Origin of the sequence: Enterobacter hormaechei ATCC 49162, assembly GCF_001875655.1 — a bacterium.
GTDB classification, from domain to species: Bacteria; Pseudomonadota; Gammaproteobacteria; order Enterobacterales; family Enterobacteriaceae; genus Enterobacter; species Enterobacter hormaechei.
The window spans coordinates 3,608,233-3,629,412 of record NZ_MKEQ01000001.1 but is presented as its reverse complement, the minus strand read 5'-3'; the positions used below and the strand labels follow the sequence as shown (position 1 = coordinate 3,629,412).

The 21,180-nt window shown below is 59.2% G+C and carries 12 protein-coding genes; 10 read left to right on the top strand and 2 right to left on the bottom strand.

Features of this window, described 5'->3' with window-relative positions; translation table 11 throughout:
- Window positions 1-85 precede the first annotated feature (85 nt).
- Window positions 86-3,415 (top strand): diguanylate cyclase, encoded by a 3,330-nt coding sequence (locus BH712_RS17910; RefSeq protein WP_006811251.1) that lies wholly within the window; start codon window positions 86-88, stop codon window positions 3,413-3,415.
- Here BH712_RS17910 and alkA read toward each other — a convergent pair.
- A complete protein-coding gene (gene alkA / locus BH712_RS17905) occupies window positions 3,380-4,252 on the bottom strand; it encodes a DNA-3-methyladenine glycosylase 2 (protein ID WP_006811252.1) in 873 nt (290 codons plus the stop codon). The genes BH712_RS17910 and alkA overlap by 36 nt on opposite strands.
- Before the next feature lie 130 nt (window positions 4,253-4,382).
- Here alkA and yegD point away from each other — a divergent pair, with 130 nt between their 5' ends.
- The 9 genes from yegD (at window position 4,383) to yegS (ending at window position 19,535) form a co-directional block, all read left to right on the top strand.
- The gene (gene yegD / locus BH712_RS17900; RefSeq protein ID WP_032673950.1) at window positions 4,383-5,735 is read left to right on the top strand and encodes a molecular chaperone; all 1,353 of its coding nucleotides are present in this window, start codon (window positions 4,383-4,385) and stop codon (window positions 5,733-5,735) included.
- 178 nt (window positions 5,736-5,913) lie between these two features.
- Window positions 5,914-7,116, top strand: coding sequence for an MdtA/MuxA family multidrug efflux RND transporter periplasmic adaptor subunit (locus BH712_RS17895; protein WP_006811254.1), 1,203 nt, complete (start codon window positions 5,914-5,916; stop codon window positions 7,114-7,116).
- Window positions 7,116-10,238 carry an MdtB/MuxB family multidrug efflux RND transporter permease subunit gene (locus tag BH712_RS17890; protein ID WP_006811255.1) on the top strand — a complete coding sequence of 1,041 codons (3,123 nt, stop codon included), beginning with the start codon at window positions 7,116-7,118 and terminating at the stop codon, window positions 10,236-10,238. The genes BH712_RS17895 and BH712_RS17890 overlap by 1 nt, the downstream gene beginning before the upstream one ends.
- Entirely contained in the window at window positions 10,239-13,316 is a 3,078-nt protein-coding gene (mdtC, locus tag BH712_RS17885) for a multidrug efflux RND transporter permease subunit MdtC (protein WP_006811256.1), read from the top strand.
- Window positions 13,317-14,732, top strand: coding sequence for an MFS transporter (mdtD, locus tag BH712_RS17880; RefSeq protein ID WP_006811257.1), 1,416 nt, complete (start codon window positions 13,317-13,319; stop codon window positions 14,730-14,732).
- Window positions 14,729-16,132 (top strand): envelope stress sensor histidine kinase BaeS, encoded by a 1,404-nt coding sequence (gene baeS, locus BH712_RS17875; protein WP_006811258.1) that lies wholly within the window; start codon window positions 14,729-14,731, stop codon window positions 16,130-16,132. The genes mdtD and baeS overlap by 4 nt, the downstream gene beginning before the upstream one ends.
- The gene (baeR, locus tag BH712_RS17870) at window positions 16,129-16,851 is read left to right on the top strand and encodes an envelope stress response regulator BaeR (RefSeq protein WP_006811259.1); all 723 of its coding nucleotides are present in this window, start codon (window positions 16,129-16,131) and stop codon (window positions 16,849-16,851) included. Before baeS ends, baeR begins: the two co-directional genes overlap by 4 nt.
- A gap of 174 nt (window positions 16,852-17,025) precedes the next feature.
- Window positions 17,026-18,387: a prephenate-dependent tRNA uridine(34) hydroxylase TrhP gene (trhP, locus tag BH712_RS17865; protein WP_006811260.1), complete on the top strand. Its 1,362-nt coding sequence runs from the start codon at window positions 17,026-17,028 to the stop codon at window positions 18,385-18,387.
- Between the two features lie 248 nt (window positions 18,388-18,635).
- Complete coding sequence (yegS, locus tag BH712_RS17860) at window positions 18,636-19,535, top strand: lipid kinase YegS (RefSeq protein WP_006811261.1); 900 nt, start codon at window positions 18,636-18,638, stop codon at window positions 19,533-19,535.
- Window positions 19,536-20,024: 489 nt separating this feature from the next.
- Here yegS and fbaB read toward each other — a convergent pair whose 3' ends face one another.
- Window positions 20,025-21,077, bottom strand: a complete 1,053-nt coding sequence (fbaB, locus tag BH712_RS17855) for a class I fructose-bisphosphate aldolase (protein ID WP_000129585.1) — start codon at window positions 21,075-21,077, stop codon at window positions 20,025-20,027.
- Between the last annotated feature and the right edge of the window lie 103 nt (window positions 21,078-21,180).

The following is a 21,180-nucleotide window of genomic DNA, read 5'->3' as shown; positions in this document are numbered from 1 at the left end:
TGTTTGTACTAGCATAAACCAAATTATTAATTTTACGCGTCCGGACCTGGCTCCTGACAACACGGCGTCCCTGGATAGAGCGGTAATGAATAAACAATACCAGCGGGTTTTGGTTACTACCCCACATCCTTTACTGCGGCTTGTCTGTCTGGGTCTGGTCACGTTCATCTTCACCTTATTTTCCCTTGAGCTGACTCGCTTCGGTACGCTGCTGGCGCCATTGTGGTTCCCGACCTCCATTATGATGGTGGCGTTTTACCGCCACGCGGGAAAAATGTGGCCCGGCATTGCGCTCGCCTGCTCTTTTGGCAATATTTTTGCCTCGTGGCTGCTTTTCTCGTGGGACGCGATCAGCCTGACCTACACCACAATCAATATTATTGAGGCCGGTATTGGGGCAGTTTTGTTGCGCAAGCTACTCCCCTGGTATAACCCGCTGCAAAACCTCAACGACTGGGTCCGTCTTGCCATCGGCAGTGCCCTGATCCCTCCCCTGGTGGGGGGCGTTCTGGTTCATTTTCTGGTGCCGAGCGCAGAGCCGCTGCGTAATTTTATTTTCTGGGTACTTTCAGAATCTATTGGCGCACTGGCGCTGGTGCCATTAGGTTTACTGTTTAAGCCGCACTACCTGCTGCGGCACCGCAACCCGAAACTGCTGTTGGAAACGCTGGTGACGCTAGTCATTACGCTGGTCCTGAGCTGGACGGCAATCACCTGGCTGCCGTGGCCATTCACCTGCATCATCGTTCTGCTGATGTGGAGCGCGGTACGCCTGCCGCGTATGGAAGCCTTCCTGGTATTTTTGTTCACCATCATGATGGTGTCCCTGATGATGGCGCGAAATCCGGCCTCCATGACGCCCTCGAGCATGATCGTAACCTTCAACGCGCCGTGGCTCCCCTTCCTGATGATGCTGCTACCTGCCAACATTATGACGATGGTGATGTACGCCTTCCGGGCCGAGCGCAAACACATCACCGAAAGCGAAGAACGTTTTCGTAATGCGATGGAATATTCCGCGATTGGTATGGCGCTGGTGGGCATTGAGGGCCAGTGGCTTCAGGCCAACAAGGCGCTGTGTAATTTCCTCGGTTACAGCCAGTCTGAACTCCAGGCGCTCACGTTCCAGCAGTTGACCTGGCCGGAGGATTTAAATACCGACCTGGAGCAGATGGAACAACTGGTGAACGGCGAGATCAACACCTACAGCCTCGAAAAACGCTACTACACCCGCAGCGGCGAAGTGGTGTGGGCGCTGCTGGCCGTCTCCGTGGTGCGTCATGCCGACGGTACGCCGCTCTACTTTATTGCGCAGATTGAAGACATCAACGACCTGAAACACACCGAGTGGGTCAATAAACGTCTGATGGAACGTATCACCCTCGCTAACGAAGCCGGTGGCATTGGGATTTGGGAGTGGGATCTGGAGCCGGACGTGATCAGCTGGGATAAGCGGATGTTTGAACTGTACGAGATCCCCCCGCATATCAAGCCTACCTGGTCGCTCTGGCATGACGCCATCGTGCCTGAAGATCGTACGCATGCCGAACAGGTGCTGCGAGAGTCACTCCAGGCCAGAATGCCTTTCAAGCTGGAATTTCGCATTCGCGTCAAGGATGGCATTCGCCATATTCGTTCGCTGGCGAACCGGGTGCTGAACAAACAGGGCGAGGTGGAACGGCTGTTAGGGATCAACATGGATATGACCGAGGTGAAGCAGCTGAACGAGGCGCTGTTCCAGGAAAAAGAGCGCCTGCATATCACCCTCGACTCCATCGGCGAAGCGGTGCTGTGTACCGATATCGACATGAACATCACCTTTATGAACCCGGTTGCCGAGAAGATGAGCGGCTGGTCGCAAAGCGAAGCGCTGGGTCAGCCCGTTCTGAAGGTGCTGCACATTACCTTCGGCGAGAACGGTCCGTTAATGGAAAACATCCACAGCGGCGATATGTCCCGGACCGATATCGAACAGGATGTGGTGCTTAACTGCCGGAACGGCGGCAGTTACGACATTCACTACAGCATTACTCCGCTGAGCACCCTGGACGGACAGAATATTGGCTCGGTGCTGGTTATTCAGGACGTGACTGAGTCGCGCAAAATGCTGCGCCAGCTGAGCTACAGCGCCTCCCATGACGCCCTGACCCACCTGGCGAACCGCGTCAGCTTTGAAAACCATCTGAAGCGTCTGTTGCAGACGGTACAGGAGACCCATCAGCGTCACGCGCTGGTCTTTATCGATCTTGACCGTTTTAAGGCGGTAAACGATACGGCAGGCCACGCGGCGGGTGATGCTCTCCTGCGCGAACTCTCCTCGCTAATGTTGACCATGCTGCGCTCCAGCGACGTGCTGGCGCGTCTGGGCGGCGACGAGTTTGGCCTGCTGCTGCCGGACTGCAACGTCGAAAGCGCACGTTATATTGCGGGCCGGTTGATCGACGCCATCAACAACTATCATTTTTCCTGGGAAGGACGCCTGCACCGGATTGGCGCAAGCGCAGGGATCACGCTGATTGACGACACCAATTATCAGGCTGCGGAAGTGATGTCTCAGGCCGATATCGCCTGTTACGCCTCGAAAAACAGCGGGCGCGGCGTGGTTACCGTCTATGAACCCCAGCAGGAGCGGATCCACAGCACGCGCAGCATGATGTCGCTGGATGAACAGTGGCACATGATTAAAGATAATCATCTGCTGATGATCGCCCGCAGCGTCGCCTCACCGCGCATTCCCGAGAGCAGTAGCTTCTGGCTGATATCCCTGCGGCTGTGGACCAGCCAGGGGGAAGTGCTGGAGGAGCATGCCTTCCGCGCCGGGCTGGCGGAGGCGGAGCTGCTGCACGCCCTTGACCGGCGTATTTTCAGCGAGTTTTTCCGCACCTATGCCAGACAGGTGGCGGCGAAAGGGATGGGCGTCGCGCTGCCGCTTTCAGAAGCGGGTTTAGCCAGCGTCACGCTGGTGGATGAGCTGCTCGACCTGATTACCAAAGGCCCGCTGCCCGCGCGCCTGCTGCATCTGGCGATCGCCGTCGATGTGCTGAGCAATAAAGATGAAAACGTGCAGCAGGGTCTGCAAAAGCTTCGTCATGCTGGCTGTCGCGTGGTGTTAACCCGCGTCGGACGCGATATGAACGTCTTCAGCCAGCTTAGCGCCCACACGGCGGATTATCTACTGCTGGATGCAGACGTGGTGACCAACGTCCACGGCAATCTGATGGATGAGATGATGGTGACAATCATTCAGGGCCACGCCCAGCGTCTGGGCATAAAAACAATTGCCGGGCCATGCCATCAGTCGATCATGATGGATACGCTGTCGGGCATCGGCGTTGACTTTATTTACGGCGATACCATCGGTGAAGCGCAGCCGCTGGATCTACTGCTGAATACCAGCTATTTCGCCATCAACTGACGGCGACCAGCCGTCGGTGTACCAGATATGTAACAACGCATAGGAGCGCCACGGCTGCCAGCGCTCAGCATAGCGGCGGATCTGCGCGGGCGTCATACCGGCAAAGCGCTGCTTAATCAGATAATCATCCGGCAGAAAAACATCCTTCGCCTGCCAGCCGCGCAGGGCCAGATAATTGGCGGTCCAGCGTCCGATGCCGGGGCGCTGCTGTAGCGCCTTCATCCCGGCCTCAATGTTCGCAGGCGGGAACAGCGGGAATTCACCGTCCACCACCGACTGCGCCAGGTGAATCAACGACTCAGCACGCCTGAGCGGCATCCCGAGGGCTTTTAACGCCAGCGGATCCGCCGCGGCCAGTACCTCTGGCGGCGGAAAGCAGAGGTAGCCCGGCGCATCCTCAATGGGTTCACCGCACAGCGCCACCACCCGTGACGCCAGTTTTGCCGCCATCGCCACGCTCACCAGTTGCCCGAGAATGGCGCGCACACCCTGCTCGTATGCATCCATCGCGCCCGGCAAACGTAACCCCGGCCGCGCCGCGCCGAGATCGCCCAGGGTCCGCGCAATGTGCAGCGGGTCGCAATCGAGGTCAAACAGGCGGGCGATGCGGTCCAGGCAGATATCCGCCACCGGGATCAGGCCAGGGCTTAGCGACACCGCCAGCGTAGGGGTTGCGCTGTCTGGCGTAACCCGGAAAACGCCCCGGTGCCCGGCATAGCCAAAACTGCGCTCGTAGTAATCCTCCGTGACGGTTTCAACCCCCGCGACCGCACGTGCGGCAAGAAAGCCAAACATCCACGACCAGTCGTAAGGCGGTTGCCAGTTCAGGGTGTACATCGTCTCTCCTTTTGTCTTTACCTCAGCATAAACCGAAAGATCGCGTTACGCCTTGCTTTCATATTCCTGTTGTCGCCTGGCAGACATTTCGCTAAAGTCTCGCCCCTTCTCACCGGCATGGGGATTTATTGTGTTTATTGGATTCGACTACGGCACCGCAAACTGCTCGGTTGCGATAATGCAAAATGGACAACCGCAGCTCCTGAAAATGGAAAACGGCAGTACGCTGCTGCCGTCAATGCTCTGTGCGCCCACGCGCGAAGCGGTGAGCGAGTGGCTGTTCCGCCACCATCAGGTTCCGGCTACGGCGGCGGAAACCCAGGCGCTGCTGCGTCGGGCGGTCAGTTTCAACCGTGAAGAAGATATTGAGGTTACGCCGTCCAGCGTGCAGTTCGGCCTCTCCTCACTCGGGCAGTACATTGAAGACCCGGAAGAGGTTTACTTCGTAAAATCCCCGAAATCCTTCCTCGGCGCCAGCGGCCTGAAGCCGCAGCAGGTGGCGATGTTTGAGGATCTGGTCTGCGCGATGATGCTGCATATCCGCAATCAGGCGCAGTCGCAGGTGCCGGCGGCTATTACTCAGGCGGTGATTGGCCGCCCGATCAACTTCCAGGGGCTGGGAGGCGACGAAGCCAACCAGCAGGCGCAGGGGATCCTTGAGCGTGCAGCACACCGCGCTGGCTTCCGTGACGTGGTGTTTCAGTATGAGCCGGTGGCGGCGGGGCTGGATTTTGAAGCCACGCTGACGGAAGAGAAACGGGTGCTGGTGGTGGACATCGGCGGCGGTACAACGGACTGTTCGTTGATGCTGATGGGTCCGCAGTGGCATCACCGTCGCGATCGTGAAAACAGTCTGCTGGGGCACAGCGGCTGCCGCGTGGGCGGTAACGATCTGGATATCGCCCTGGCGTTCAAGAGCCTGATGCCGCTGCTCGGCATGGGCGGACAAACCGAGAAAGGCATCGCCCTGCCGATCCTGCCGTGGTGGAACGCGATTGCCATCAACGACGTCCCGGCGCAGAGTGATTTTTACAGCACCGCGAATGGGCGTTTCCTCAACGATCTGGTGCGTGATGCGCAGGATGCGGAGAAGGTCGCGCTGCTGTATAAGGTGTGGCGTCAGCGTCTGAGCTACCGCGTGGTGCGCACCGCCGAAGAGAGCAAAATCGCCCTTTCCGATCGTCCTGAGCATGCGGTTTCGCTGCCGTTTATCAGTGACGATCTGGCTACGGCTATCACGCAGGAAGGGCTGGAAGCGGCGCTGGTCCAGCCGCTACAGCGTATTCTGGAGCAGGTACAGCTGGCGCTGGAGAATGGCAAAGAGAAACCGGACGTGATTTACCTGACCGGCGGCAGCGCCCGTTCACCGCTTCTCAAAAAAGCGCTGGCGGAACAGCTGCCGGGGATCCCGATTGCCGGCGGCGATGACTTTGGCTCTGTCACGGCTGGGCTGGCGCGCTGGGCGCAGGTGGTGTTTAGCTAGCGTTGGTGCGGTCTGGTGCCCTCACCCCGGCCCTCTCCCACGGGGAGAGGGTGAAAACCGCTGCGCCACACTCAGACAATTCCCGACAGTCTTCCATATTTCCTCCATTTTTCCGCTGTGTTACCTGACTAAACTAGTATCATTCCCCGAAAGAGTTTCAGGATGAGAACGTATAACGATGAAAGGCAGTAACAAATTCCGCTGGGCAATCGCCGTTGGTCTGATTGTGGTGGCCCTTGCCGCCGCCTGTTACTGGCACAGCCAGTCCGCGAACTCCACGGCACCTGCTGGCGCCAACAGCGCCTCACAACGCCCAACGGGCGGGGGGCGTCACGGCATGCGCGGCGGTGCGCTGGCGCCGGTGCAGGCGGCCACGGCGGTGACTAAAGCGGTGCCTCGTTATCTCTCCGGGCTGGGAACCATTACCGCCGCCAACACCGTGACGGTGCGTAGCCGCGTGGACGGTCAGCTGATGGCCATCCACTTCCAGGAAGGTCAGCAGGTGAAAGCCGGCGATCTGCTGGCGGAAATCGACCCAAGCCAGTTTAAGGTGGCCCTGGCGCAGGCGCAGGGGCAGCTCGCGAAAGACAAAGCCACCCTCGCCAATGCCCGCCGCGATTTAGCCCGCTATCAGCAGCTGGTAAAAACCAACCTCGTGTCGCGTCAGGAGCTGGACACCCAGCAGTCTCTGGTCAGTGAATCTCAGGGCACTATCAAGGCCGACGAAGCCGCGGTCGCCAGCGCCCAGCTTCAGCTCGACTGGAGCCGGATCACCGCGCCGATTGACGGCCGCGTGGGCCTGAAACAGGTTGATATCGGCAACCAAATCTCCAGCGGCGACACCACCGGCATCGTGGTGATCACCCAGACGCACCCTATCGATCTCGTCTTTACCCTGCCGGAAAGCGACATTGCGACGGTGGTACAGGCGCAGAAGGCCGGAAAAGCGCTGGTGGTTGAAGCCTGGGATCGCACCAACAAACAGAAGCTGAGCGAAGGTTTGCTGCTGAGCCTGGATAACCAGATCGACACCACCACTGGCACCATCAAGCTTAAAGCACGCTTCAACAATCAGGATGATGCCCTGTTCCCGAATCAGTTCGTCAATGCGCGCATGCTGGTCGCGACCGAAGAAAACGCGGTGGTGATCCCGACGGCGGCCCTGCAAATGGGCAGTGAAGGCAACTTTGTCTGGGTGCTGAACAGCGAAAACAAGGTCAGCAAACATCTGGTGAAAACCGGCATCCAGGACAGCCAGACGGTGGTGATCAGCGCCGGGCTGTCCGCAGGCGACCGCGTCGTCACCGACGGTATTGACCGTCTGACCGAAGGGGCGCAGGTCGAGGTGGTGGAAGCACAGAATACAGGAGCAAAAGCCTGATGCAGGTGATGCCGCCGAGCTCTACAGGTGGGCCATCACGCCTGTTTATTTTACGTCCGGTTGCCACGACCCTGTTGATGGTGGCGATTCTGCTGGCCGGGATCATTGGCTACCGTTTTCTGCCCGTGTCGGCGCTGCCGGAAGTGGACTATCCGACCATCCAGGTTGTCACCCTCTATCCGGGCGCCAGTCCGGATGTGGTGACGTCTGCCATCACCGCCCCGCTGGAGCGTCAGTTTGGTCAGATGTCTGGCCTGAAGCAGATGTCCTCCCAAAGTTCCGGCGGCGCCTCGGTCGTCACGCTTCAGTTCCAGCTCACGCTGTCGCTGGACGTCGCTGAACAGGAGGTGCAGGCCGCGATTAACGCCGCCACGAACCTGCTGCCGTCTGACCTGCCTAACCCGCCGGTTTACAGCAAGGTCAACCCGGCGGATCCGCCGATCATGACCCTTGCCGTCACCTCCTCCGCCATGCCGATGACCCAGGTGGAAGACATGGTTGAAACCCGCGTGGCGCAGAAGATTTCGCAGGTGACCGGCGTGGGGCTGGTGACGCTGGCAGGCGGTCAACGCCCCGCCGTTCGCGTCAAACTGAATGCCCAGGCCATTGCCGCGCTGGGGTTAACCAGCGAAACCATCCGCACCGCCATCAGCAGCGCCAACGTCAACTCCGCGAAAGGCTCGCTGGACGGCCCGACCCGCGCGGTCACGCTCTCCGCCAACGACCAGATGCAGTCCGCCGATGAGTACCGTCAGCTGATCATTGCGTACCAGAACGGCGCGCCGATCCGCCTGGGCGACGTGGCAACCGTCGAACAAGGGGCGGAAAACAGCTGGCTCGGGGCGTGGGCCAACAAGCAGCAGGCGATTGTCATGAACGTTCAGCGCCAGCCGGGCGCGAACATCATTGATACCGCCGACAGCATTCGCACCATGCTGCCGCAGCTGGTGGAAAGCCTGCCAAAATCGGTCAGCGTGAAAGTGCTCTCTGACCGCACCACGAATATTCGCGCGTCGGTGACCGACACCCAGTACGAGCTGATGCTGGCGATTGCGCTGGTGGTGATGATTATCTACCTGTTCCTGCGCAACGTCCCGGCAACCATTATTCCCGCCGTTGCCGTGCCGCTCTCGCTGGTCGGCACCTTTGCGGTGATGGTGTTCCTTGATTTTTCGATCAACAACCTGACGCTGATGGCGCTCACCATCGCCACCGGGTTCGTGGTGGATGATGCCATCGTCGTTATCGAGAACATCTCACGCTATATCGAGAAAGGCGAAAAGCCGCTGGCCGCCGCGCTGAAGGGCGCAGGGGAGATCGGCTTTACCATTATCTCACTCACCTTCTCGCTGATTGCGGTGCTAATCCCGCTGCTGTTTATGGGCGATATCGTCGGGCGGCTGTTCCGCGAATTTGCCGTGACGCTGGCGGTCGCCATTTTGATCTCCGCCGTGGTGTCGCTGACGCTCACGCCAATGATGTGCGCCCGCATGCTGAGCCACGAATCTTTGCGCAAGCAAAACCGCTTCTCGCGCGCCTCCGAGCGGATGTTCGAGCGCATTATTGCCGCCTATGGCCGCGTGCTGGCGAAAGTCCTGAACCATCCGTGGGCAACGCTCGGCGTGGCGCTCGGCACCCTGGCGCTCAGCGTGATGCTGTGGATATTCATTCCGAAAGGCTTCTTCCCGATTCAGGACAACGGCATTATTCAGGGCACGCTTCAGGCCCCGCAGACGGTCTCCTTCGCCAACATGGCGCAGCGCCAGCAGCAGGTGTCAGAGATCATCATGAAAGATCCGGCGGTGGAAAGCCTGACGGCCTACGTGGGCGTGGACGGCACCAACCCGTCCCTGAACAGCGCGCGCCTGCAAATTAACCTCAAACCGCTTGATGACCGCGACGATCGCGTCAACACGGTGATTGAGCGTCTGCAAAGCGCGGTGGCGCGCGTGCCGGGCATTGAGCTGTATCTGCAACCGATTCAGGATTTAACCATTGATACGCAGGTCAGCCGCACGCAGTATCAGTTCACGCTCCAGGCCACCACGCTTGAGGCGCTGAGTACCTGGGTGCCACAGCTGGTGGATAAGCTGAAAGCGCTGCCGCAGGTTTCTGACGTCAGCAGCGACTGGCAGGATAAAGGGCTGGCGGCATACGTGAACGTCAACCGCGACACCGCCAGTCGTCTGGGTATTACCATGTCCGACGTGGATAACGCGCTGTATAACGCCTTTGGCCAGCGCCTGATCTCCACCATTTATACCCAGGCAAACCAGTATCGCGTGGTGCTGGAACATAACACCGAGAATACCCCCGGTCTGGCGGCGCTGGACTCGGTACGCCTGACCAGCAAAGACGGCGGTATTGTGCCGCTCAGCGCCATTGCCAGCGTGGAAGAGCGTCACACCCCGCTGTCGATTAACCATCTCGATCAGTTTCCGTCTACCACCATTTCCTTCAACGTGCCGGACGGGTATTCCCTGGGCGAAGCGGTGGAGGCCATTCTGGGCGCGGAAAAAGAACTTAGCTTCCCGTCCGATATTCAGACCCAGTTCCAGGGCAGTACGCTGGCGTTCCAGGCCGCGCTGGGGAGCACCGTCTGGCTGATTGTTGCGGCGGTGGTAGCGATGTATATCGTGCTTGGCGTGCTGTATGAAAGCTTTATCCATCCGATCACTATTCTCTCCACCCTGCCGACGGCGGGCGTGGGGGCGCTGCTGGCGCTGATGCTGGCGGGAAGCGAACTGGACGTGATAGCCATTATCGGCATCATCCTGCTTATCGGGATCGTGAAGAAAAACGCCATTATGATGATCGACTTTGCGCTGGCCGCCGAACGCGAGCAGGGGATGGCGCCGCGCGAGGCCATTTTCCAGGCCTGTCTGCTGCGTTTTCGTCCGATCCTGATGACCACTCTCGCCGCCCTGTTAGGCGCGCTGCCGCTGATGTTGAGCACCGGCGTGGGGGCCGAACTGCGCCGTCCGCTGGGGATCGGGATGGTGGGCGGCCTGCTGGTGAGTCAGGTGCTGACGCTGTTTACCACGCCGGTTATCTACCTGCTGTTTGACCGTCTGGCCCTGTGGACGAAAAGCCGCTTCCCGAAACGTGAAGAGGAGGCGTAAGTGAAGTTTTTCGCCCTCTTCATTTACCGTCCGGTAGCGACGATTTTACTCTCCGTCGCCATCACCCTGTGCGGTGTGCTGGGCTTCCGGCTGCTGCCGGTGGCCCCGCTGCCGCAGGTCGATTTCCCGGTGATCATGGTCAGCGCCTCGCTGCCGGGGGCATCGCCGGAAACCATGGCGTCATCGGTGGCGACGCCGCTTGAACGATCGCTTGGGCGAATTGCCGGAGTGAACGAGATGACCTCCAGCAGCTCGCTGGGCAGCACGCGCATCATTCTGGAATTCAACTTCGACCGGGATATCAACGGCGCGGCGCGTGACGTGCAGGCCGCGATTAATGCCGCGCAAAGCCTGCTGCCGAGCGGCATGCCGAGTCGTCCAACCTACCGCAAGGCCAACCCGTCCGACGCGCCGATCATGATCCTGACGCTTACGTCAGAGACCTACTCCCAGGGCGAACTGTACGATTTTGCCTCCACCCAGCTGGCGCAAACCATCGCCCAGATCGACGGCGTGGGCGACGTGGACGTCGGCGGCAGTTCCCTCCCCGCCGTGCGCGTGGGGCTAAATCCGCAGGCGCTGTTTAATCAGGGCGTGTCGCTGGACGACGTGCGATCCGCCATCAGCAACGCCAACGTGCGTAAACCGCAGGGCGCCATTGAGGACAACAGCCACCGCTGGCAGATCCAGACCAACGACGAGCTAAAAACCGCCGCCGAGTATCAGCCGTTAATTATTCACTACAATAACGGCGCGGCGGTGCGCCTGAGCGACGTCGCCAGCGTCACCGACTCGGTGCAGGACGTGCGTAACGCCGGGATGACCAATGCTAAACCGGCGATTTTGCTGATGATCCGCAAGCTGCCGGAAGCCAACATCATCCAGACGGTGAACAGCATCCGCGCGCGCCTGCCAGAGCTTCAGGAAACGATTCCGGCGGCCATCGACCTTCAGATTGCGCAGGACCGCTCCCCCACCATCCGCGCCTCGCTTGAGGAGGTCGAGCAAACGCTGATCATCTCCGTCGCGCTGGTGATCCTGGTGGTGTTCCTGTTCCTGCGCTCGGGGCGCGCCACGCTGATCCCGGCGGTGGCGGTTCCGGTGTCGCTGATAGGCACCTTTGCCGCCATGTACCTGTGCGGCTTTAGCCTTAACAACCTGTCGCTGATGGCGCTGACGATTGCCACCGGCTTTGTGGTGGATGACGCCATCGTGGTGCTGGAAAATATCTCGCGTCATCTGGAAGCGGGCATGAAGCCGCTCCAGGCGGCGCTTCAGGGGACGCGCGAAGTGGGCTTCACGGTCCTGTCCATGAGCCTGTCGCTGGTGGCGGTCTTCCTGCCGCTGCTGCTGATGGGCGGCCTGCCGGGGCGACTGTTACGCGAATTTGCCGTTACGCTCTCCGTCGCCATCGGTATCTCACTGGTCATTTCGCTGACGCTGACGCCGATGATGTGCGGCTGGATGCTAAAGCGCAGCCAACCGCACTCGCAGCCGCGCAGGAAAGGCTTTGGCCGCGTCCTGATGGCGATGCAGTCCGGCTACGGCAAATCGCTGAAATGGGTACTGAACCACACGCGTCTTGTCGGGCTGGTGCTGATCGGCACCATCGTGCTCAACGTCTGGATGTATATCACCATCCCGAAAACCTTCTTCCCGGAGCAGGATACCGGCGTGCTGATGGGCGGTATTCAGGCAGACCAGAGTATTTCGTTCCAGGCGATGCGCGGCAAACTGCAAGACTTTATGAAAATCATCCGGGAAGATCCGGCCGTGGATAACGTGACCGGCTTTACTGGCGGCTCGCGCGTTAACAGCGGGATGATGTTTATTACCCTCAAGCCGCGCGATGAACGTCATGAAACGGCGCAGCAGATCATTGACCGCCTGCGGGTGAAGCTTGCCAAAGAGCCGGGGGCGAATCTGTTTTTGATGGCCGTTCAGGATATCCGCGTCGGGGGGCGACAGGCTAACGCCAGCTATCAGTACACCCTGCTCTCGGACGATTTAGCCGCCCTGCGCGAGTGGGAGCCGAAGATACGCAAAGCGCTGGCCGCGCTGCCGCAGCTGGCGGACGTGAACTCCGACAGCCAGAACAACGGCGCGGAGATGGCGCTCACCTACGATCGTGAAACCATGTCGCGGCTGGGCATCAATGTTGAAGCGGCCAACAGCCTGCTTAACAACGCCTTCGGCCAGCGTGAAGTTTCCACCATCTATCAGCCGATGAACCAGTACAAGGTGGTGATGGAGGTCGATCCGCGCTACACCCAGGACATCAGCGCGCTGGACAAGATGTTTGTGATTAATAATGACGGCAAGGCTATCCCGCTGTCGTACTTCGCCAGCTGGCAACCGTCGAACGCGCCGCTGTCGGTGAATCACCAGGGGCTTTCTGCCGCCTCGACCGTGTCGTTTAACCTGCCAACCGGTTCGTCGCTGTCTGAAGCGAGTGATGCCATCAACCGCGCCATGACCCAGCTCGGGGTGCCTTCCTCCGTGCGCGGCAGTTTTGCCGGTACGGCGCAGGTGTTCCAGGACACCATGAACTCGCAGGTCATTTTGATTCTGGCGGCCATTGCGACGGTCTATATCGTACTGGGCGTGTTGTATGAAAGCTACGTGCATCCGTTGACCATCCTCTCCACGCTGCCTTCTGCGGGCGTGGGGGCGCTGCTGGCGCTGGAGCTATTCGGTGCCCCATTCAGCCTCATCGCGCTCATCGGGATCATGCTATTAATAGGCATCGTGAAGAAAAACGCGATTATGATGGTCGACTTCGCCCTGGACGCCCAGCGCAACGGCAACCTGACGCCGGACGAGGCGATATTCCAGGCCTGTCTGCTGCGTTTTCGCCCGATCATGATGACGACCCTGGCCGCACTGTTTGGCGCGCTGCCGCTGGTCATGTCCGGCGGCGATGGTTCGGAACTGCGCCAGCCGCTGGGGATCACGATTGTCGGTGGTCTGGTGATGAGCCAGCTGCTGACGCTCTACACCACGCCGGTAGTCTATCTGTTCTTTGACCGACTGCGGCTGCGTTTTTCGCGTAATAAGAGAACCACGGTGACCGAGTAAATGACCGACCTACCCGGTAACGTTCGCTGGCAATTGTGGATCGTCGCGTTCGGCTTCTTTATGCAGTCGCTGGACACGACCATCGTGAACACCGCCCTCCCCTCAATGGCGAAAAGCCTGGGGGAGAGTCCGCTGCACATGCATATGGTGATTGTCGCCTACGTGCTGACGGTCGCCGTGATGCTGCCTGCCAGCGGCTGGCTGGCGGATAAGGTCGGCGTGCGGAATATTTTCTTCACTGCCATTGTGCTGTTTACCACCGGGTCGCTGTTTTGTGCCCAGGCCAATACCCTCGACCAGCTGGTGATGGCGCGCGTGCTACAGGGCGTCGGCGGCGCGATGATGGTGCCCGTCGGGCGACTCACGGTGATGAAAATTGTTCCGCGCGCGCAGTACATGGCGGCGATGACCTTCGTCACCCTGCCCGGTCAGGTCGGCCCGCTGCTTGGCCCGGCGCTGGGCGGTATTCTGGTGGAGTATGCCTCCTGGCACTGGATCTTCCTGATCAACCTGCCGGTCGGTATTATCGGCGCGATTGCCACCCTGACGCTGATGCCGAACTATAAAATGCAGACCCGGCGCTTTGATGCCGTTGGCTTTATCCTGCTGGCGGCTGGCATGGCGACGCTTACCCTGGCGCTCGACGGGCAAAAAGGGCTGGGGATCTCCTCCCTGTCGCTCGCCCTGCTGGTGGCACTGGGGATCACCGCGATCCTCTGGTATCTGTGGCATGCCAGAGGCAACGAAAACGCGCTGTTCAGCCTGAATTTGTTCAGGAACCCCACCTACCGTCTTGGTCTTATCGGTAGCTTTGCCGGACGCATCGGCAGCGGCATGTTGCCGTTTATGACGCCGGTATTTTTACAGATTGGGATGGGCTTCTCGCCGTTCCACGCCGGGTTAATGATGATCCCGATGGTGCTCGGCAGCATGGGGATGAAGCGTATTGTGGTGCAGGTGGTGAACCGCTTTGGCTATCGCCGGGTGCTGGTGGCCGCCACGCTCGGGCTGGCGCTGGTCTGCCTGCTGTTTATGGCTGTGGCGCTGCTGGGCTGGTACTACATCCTGCCGCTGGTGCTGTTCTGCCAGGGGATTATCAACTCCATGCGCTTCTCGTCGATGAACACCCTGACGCTAAAAGATCTGCCGGACGAGCTGGCGAGCAGCGGTAACAGCCTGCTGTCGATGATCATGCAACTCTCCATGAGCGTGGGGGTCACGGTGGCCGGTTTGCTGCTCGGCATGTACGGTCAGCACCATCTCACCGCCGACACCCCCGTTGCGCATCAGGTCTTTTTATACACTTACCTCAGCATGGCGGTAATTATCGCCCTGCCCGCTTTTATCTTTGCCAGAGTACCGAATGACACGACCAAAAACGTCGTGATCCGACGCGGCAAAAGGAGTGCACTATGAAATTCTGGCGTCCGGGGATCACCGGCAAGCTTTTTGTGGCGATTTTCGCCACCTGTATCGTCCTGCTGATTACCATGCACTGGGCGGTGCGGGTCAGCTTTGAGCGGGGCTTTATTGACTACATCAAACACGGTAACGAACAGCGTTTACAGGGCTTAAGCGACGCGCTGGGCGAGCAGTACAGCCTGCACGGTAACTGGCGTTTTCTGCGCAACAACGACCGTTTTATTTTTCAAATCCTGCGTTCGCTGGAACACGATAACGACGACGACCGCCCGGGGCCGGGCATGCCGCCGCACGGCTGGCGCACCCAGTTCTGGGTGATTGACCAGGAGATGCGCGTGCTCGTTGGCCCGCGCTCACCGGTACCGCCGGATGGCACAAAGCGCGCCATTACCTCGAACGGCGCCACGGTAGGCTGGGTAATCGCCTCGCCGGTCGAGCGCCTGACGCGCAACACCGACATCAACTTTGACCGCCAGCAGCGGCAGACCAGCTGGCTGATTGTCGCGCTTTCTACCCTGCTTGCGGCGCTCGCCACCTTCCCGCTGGCGCGTGGCCTGCTGGCACCGGTTAAGCGCCTGGTGGAAGGCACGCACAAGCTGGCAGCGGGGGATTTCTCGACCCGCGTCGACACCCGCAGCCAGGATGAACTGGGCAAGCTGGCGCAGGACTTCAACCAGCTCGCCAGCACGCTGGAAAAAAACCAGCAGATGCGCCGGGACTTTATGGCGGACATTTCGCACGAGCTGCGCACCCCGCTGGCGGTGCTGCGCGGCGAGCTGGAGGCGATTCAGGACGGCGTGCGGCAGTTCACCCCCGAGTCCGTGGCCTCGTTGCAGGCGGAAGTCGGCACGCTGACCAAGCTGGTGGACGATCTGCATCAGCTTTCCATGTCCGACGAAGGCGCCCTGGCTTACCAGAAAGCACCTATCGATGTGATCAATATCCTTGAAGTCGTGACCGGTGCGTTCCGCGAGCGCTTCGCCAGCCGTGACCTGAAAATCAACCTCTCGCTGCCGGACAGCGCGGTGGTATTTGGCGACAGGGATCGCCTGATGCAGCTGTTCAATAATTTGCTGGAGAACAGCCTCCGCTACACCGACGGCGGCGGCGCGCTGCATATCTCCGGCAGACAGGAAAACGGGCGCTTTGCTCTGACCTTTGCGGACTCCGCCCCTGGCGTGAAGGATGCGCAGCTGGAAAAACTGTTTGAACGCTTCTATCGCACCGAAGGTTCACGCAACCGCGCCAGCGGCGGTTCCGGCCTTGGGCTGGCGATATGCGTTAACATTGTGGAAGCCCACGGGGGCACCATCCGCGCCGCCCATTCGCCTTTTGGCGGGGTAAGCATTACAGTAGAGTTACCTCTGGAACGGGATTTATCGAGGGAAGCATGACCGAGTTACCGATTGACGACAACACACCGCGCATTTTGATCGTGGAAGACGAGCCTAAACTGGGGCAACTGCTGATCGACTATTTGCGCGCCGCGAGCTATGCGCCAACGCTTATCAGCCACGGCGACCAGGTGTTGCCCTACGTGCGCCAGACGCCGCCGGATCTGATCCTGCTGGATCTGATGCTGCCGGGTACCGACGGCCTGAGCCTGTGCCGTGAAATTCGTCGTTTCTCCGATGTGCCCATTGTGATGGTAACGGCCAAAATCGAAGAGATCGACCGTCTGCTGGGGCTTGAAATCGGCGCCGACGATTACATCTGCAAGCCATACAGCCCGCGGGAGGTGGTCGCGCGCGTGAAAACGATCCTCCGCCGCTGCAAGCCGCAGCGCGAGCTACAGGTGCTGGACGCCGAAAGCCCGCTGGTTGTTGACGAAAGCCGCTTCCAGGCAAGCTGGCGCAGCAAACTGCTGGATCTCACCCCTGCGGAGTTCCGCCTGCTGAAAACGCTCTCCCACGAGCCGGGGAAAGTGTTTTCCCGTGAACAACTGCTTAACCATCTGTATGACGATTACCGCGTGGTGACCGATCGCACTATCGACAGCCACATCAAAAACCTGCGCCGCAAGCTGGAGGCGCTGGACGCCGACCAGTCGTTTATTCGCGCGGTGTACGGCGTGGGGTATCGCTGGGAAGCGGATGCATGCAGGATTGCCTAAATAAACACCCCCTCACCCTGCCCTCTCCCCAAAGGGGAGAGGGTTAGGGTGAGGGGCAAAGCTTTACCTCTCTTCCCCGCAGCGCTACAATGCCCGCCCTTAAAGTGGGGGATCTCCCCTTACCGCTGCACCTGGTGCTCGCGGATCTGACCTGTCATCAGAACGAGAACAAACATGTTTAAACCGGAACTCCTTTCCCCGGCGGGAACGCTGCAAAATATGCGTTACGCTTTCGCCTATGGCGCCGATGCCGTCTACGCGGGCCAGCCGCGCTACTCGCTGCGCGTGCGTAACAACGAATTCAACCACGAGAATCTTCAGCTCGGCATCAACGAAGCGCATGCTCTGGGCAAAAAATTCTACGTGGTGGTGAATATCGCGCCGCACAACGCCAAGCTGAAAACGTTCATTCGTGACCTGAAGCCGGTGGTGGATATGGGGCCGGACGCGCTGATCATGTCGGACCCCGGTTTAATCATGCTGGTTCGGGAGAACTTCCCGGAGATGGATATTCACCTCTCGGTGCAGGCCAACGCCGTTAACTGGGCGACGGTGAAATTCTGGAAACAGATGGGGCTGACCCGCGTCATTCTTTCCCGTGAGCTGTCTCTCGAAGAGATCGAAGAGATCCGCACCCAGGTGCCGGATATGGAGATCGAAATCTTCGTCCACGGTGCGCTGTGCATGGCCTACTCCGGGCGCTGCCTGCTCTCTGGCTACATCAACAAGCGCGACCCGAACCAGGGCACCTGCACCAACGCCTGCCGCTGGGAATATAACGTTCAGGAAGGCAAAGAGGATGACATCGGTAACATCGTGCACAAACACGAGCCGATCCCGGTCACCAACGTTGAGCCAACGCTGGGTATCGGCGCGCCTACCGACAGCGTGTTTATGATCGAAGAAGCCAAACGTCCGGGCGAGTACATGACCGCCTTTGAAGACGAGCACGGCACCTACATCATGAACTCCAAAGATCTGCGCGCCGTCGCGCACGTGGAGCGTCTGACCCAGATGGGCGTGCACTCCCTGAAAATCGAAGGCCGCACCAAGTCTTACTACTACTGCGCCCGTACCGCGCAGGTGTATCGCAAAGCCATCGACGACGCCGCCGCGGGTAAACCGTTCGATACCAGCCTGCTGGAAACGCTGGAAGGTCTGGCGCATCGCGGCTATACCGAAGGCTTCCTGCGTCGTCACACCCACGACGACTACCAGAACTACGAGCATGGCTATTCCATTTCTGAACGCCAGCAGTTTGTAGGTGACTTCACCGGTGAACGTAAAGGTCCCCTGGCCGCCGTCGCCGTAAAAAACAAATTCACAAAAGGCGACAGCCTGGAGCTGATGACGCCGCAGGGCAACATGAACTTCCGTCTTGAGCACCTGGAAAACAAAAAAGGTGAAGCGATTGAGGTCGCACCTGGCGATGGCCATGTGGTCTGGCTGCCGGTTCCTGAAGAGGTGGAGCTGGAGTTTGCACTGCTGATGCGTAATTTTGAAGGTGAAAACACCCGAAATCCACACAGCAAATAGTCAATCAACGGGATTTTTTCACGCTGGGATAATTCTTAGAATCGGATCACATACCGCTTCGTTCAATACGGGTATTATCCCCCCGCTGAAAAACATAACCCATAAATGCTAGCTGTACCAGGAACCACCTCCTTAGCCTGCGTAATCTCCCTTACGCGGGCTTATTTTTTGCCTTTCATCCTGTTCTTACCCGCTTTTTCCTTCTCTGGGATACACTCTTTTTATAGTAAAAAAAGGGAGCAACCCGGATGGCAACCTATCCAGACAGTTTATTAATTCTCAATGGCAAAAGTGCAGGCAACGATTTGTTGCGCCAGGCGATTACCGAATTGCGTGAAGATGGTGCACGCATTCACGTGAGGGTGACTTTTGAAAAAGGCGATGCGGCACGTTATATCGACGAAGGCATCAGGTTAGGCGCTGAGACCATCATTTCCGGCGGCGGCGACGGAACAATCAACGAGATCGCTGGCGCGCTTATTGACCTCAACACAGCACATCGCCCGGTGATGGGCATTTTACCGCTCGGTACCGCCAATGATTTTGCCACCAGCGCAGGCATACCTGAGGATTTAGGGAAAGCGCTGCAACTGGCTATCCTCGGAAAAGCGACCGCCGTTGATATTGCACAGGTGAATGAAAGGACCTGCTTTATCAATATGGCGACGGGGGGCTTCGGTACGCGGATCACCAGCGAAACGCCAGAAAAACTGAAAGCCGCGCTGGGTGGCGTCTCGTATCTCATTCACGGCCTGATGCGCATGGACACCCTCAAGCCCGACAGCTGTGAAATCCTCGGTGAAAACTTCCACTGGCAGGGCGACGCGCTGGTGATTGGTATCGGCAATGGGCGTCAGGCAGGCGGCGGACAGCAGCTTTGCCCGGAAGCGCTGATTAATGACGGTCAGCTACAGCTGCGCATTTTTACCGGCGACGGGCTGCTGCCTGCGCTGTTTACGACGCTGACGCAGCCAGAGGAGAGCCCGAATATTATCGACGGCAAATCCGCGTGGTTTGAAGTGATCGCCCCACACGGCATGACCTTTAACCTCGACGGGGAGCCGCTCAGCGGTGAGCGGTTCCGCATCGAAGTGTTACCCGGCGCGTTGGAGTGCCGGTTGCCGCCGGACTGCGTGCTGTTGCGCTGATGTTTTACAGAGTGCGCGATAATGGCCTCTCCCACCGGGAGAGGGATCCCCACAAATTAATGCGAGCAGTGAACCATCCCTCGCCCCTTTGGGGAGAGGGTTAGGGTGAGGGGCACATACGGCGGTAGTGGTCATTCCGTTCACGTTATGTTCCTTGCTACTCTGTAAGGATATGACCGGTGAACGTGCCAGGGCGGCTCAATCGCCACCGCCCTGGCGACCCGGGCTCCCGGCGGAAAATCGCCGCTTCGCGGTGCCCTCAGCTTATTCCTTCAGGCTATCGGGTCGGGCATGAGCCTGCATCCATGCAGGCCACGCCCTCTCGGCGCATCCCTGCGCCTCGCCCCGGCCTTACGGAAACGCTTCGGCGATTTACAGCCGGACCAGGACGTCGCTGCAAGCCATCGTTCATTCTGAAAGTCGCTTTATTGCTTCAGCTTAAAAATTACTGGTGATCCCTCAGCCCACCGGGAGAGGGATACGGTGGCGTCAGGCAATGGTGACTTTACTGTCCAGATAGACATCCTGAACCGCATTAATCAGCTTCACGCCGTCGGCCATGGATTTTTTGAACGCCTTACGGCCAAGGATCAGCCCCATACCACCGGCGCGTTTGTTAATCACCGCCGTGCGCACCGCGTCGGTCAGGTCGGTTTCACCGCCTGCCGCACCGCCGGAGTTAATCAGCCCGGCGCGGCCCATATAGCAGTTCGCCAGCTGGTAGCGCACCAGGTCGATCGGGTTGTCGCTGGTCAGCTTGCTGTAAACACGGTCGTCGGTGTAACCGAAGTTCACCGCTTTATAGCCACCGTTATTCTCGGCCATTTTCTGTTTCACAATGTCCGCGCCGATGGTCGCCGCCAGGTGGTTTGCCTGACCGGTCAGATCCGCTGAAACATGGTAATCCACGCCATCTTTCTTGAACGATGCGTTGCGCAGATAAGCCCACAGCACGGTCACCATGCCCAGCTCGTGGGCACGTTCAAACGCCGCGGAGATCTCTTCTATCTGACGGCGCGACTGTTCAGAGCCAAAATAGATCGTCGCCCCAACCGCCACCGCACCCATGTTGAACGCCTGTTCGACGCTGGCATACAGCGTCTGGTCATATTCGGTCGGGTAGCTCAGGGTTTCGTTGTGATTCAGTTTGACGAGGAACGGAATGCGGTGGGCATAGCGACGCGACACGGACGCCAGCACGCCATAGGTAGAGGCCACGCAGTTACAGCCCGCCTCAATCGCCAGCTCAACAATGTTTTTCGGGTCAAAATAGAGCGGGTTAGCCGCAAACGACGCCCCCGCCGAGTGCTCCACGCCCTGGTCCACAGGCAGAATGGAGAGATACCCGGTCCCACCCAGACGGCCAGTATTGTAAAGCGTCTGCATATTTCGTAGTACGGCAGGCGGACGGTTGTTGTCGACCATGACGCGGTCTACGTAATCATGGCCAGGCAGATAAAGCTGGTCGGCTGGAATGGTCATACAACGATGCTGTAAAAGGCTGTCGGCGTCTTTGCCAAGCAGCTGCGCAATATCAGTCATAGTGATGCTCCCGTAAGTCCGACAGGGTGTCGGAGCGTGTGATCCAAGCCCACGTTTTTGCAGGCAGAATAAGCCTGGTACCGACTTAACCTATTTTCCACCA

What these genes read in the sequence shown, in the direction of transcription:
- BH712_RS17910 (WP_006811251.1), top strand. Translation starts at nt 86, where the DNA reads ATGAATAAACAATACCAGCGGGTTTTGGTTACTACCCCACATCCTTTA.
- alkA (WP_006811252.1), bottom strand. Translation starts at nt 4,252, where the DNA reads ATGTACACCCTGAACTGGCAACCGCCTTACGACTGGTCGTGGATGTTT.
- BH712_RS17895 (WP_006811254.1), top strand. Translation starts at nt 5,914, where the DNA reads ATGAAAGGCAGTAACAAATTCCGCTGGGCAATCGCCGTTGGTCTGATT.
- BH712_RS17890 (WP_006811255.1), top strand. Translation starts at nt 7,116, where the DNA reads ATGCAGGTGATGCCGCCGAGCTCTACAGGTGGGCCATCACGCCTGTTT.
- mdtD (WP_006811257.1), top strand. Translation starts at nt 13,317, where the DNA reads ATGACCGACCTACCCGGTAACGTTCGCTGGCAATTGTGGATCGTCGCG.
- baeS (WP_006811258.1), top strand. Translation starts at nt 14,729, where the DNA reads ATGAAATTCTGGCGTCCGGGGATCACCGGCAAGCTTTTTGTGGCGATT.
- baeR (WP_006811259.1), top strand. Translation starts at nt 16,129, where the DNA reads ATGACCGAGTTACCGATTGACGACAACACACCGCGCATTTTGATCGTG.
- trhP (WP_006811260.1), top strand. Translation starts at nt 17,026, where the DNA reads ATGTTTAAACCGGAACTCCTTTCCCCGGCGGGAACGCTGCAAAATATG.
- yegS (WP_006811261.1), top strand. Translation starts at nt 18,636, where the DNA reads ATGGCAACCTATCCAGACAGTTTATTAATTCTCAATGGCAAAAGTGCA.
- fbaB (WP_000129585.1), bottom strand. Translation starts at nt 21,077, where the DNA reads ATGACTGATATTGCGCAGCTGCTTGGCAAAGACGCCGACAGCCTTTTA.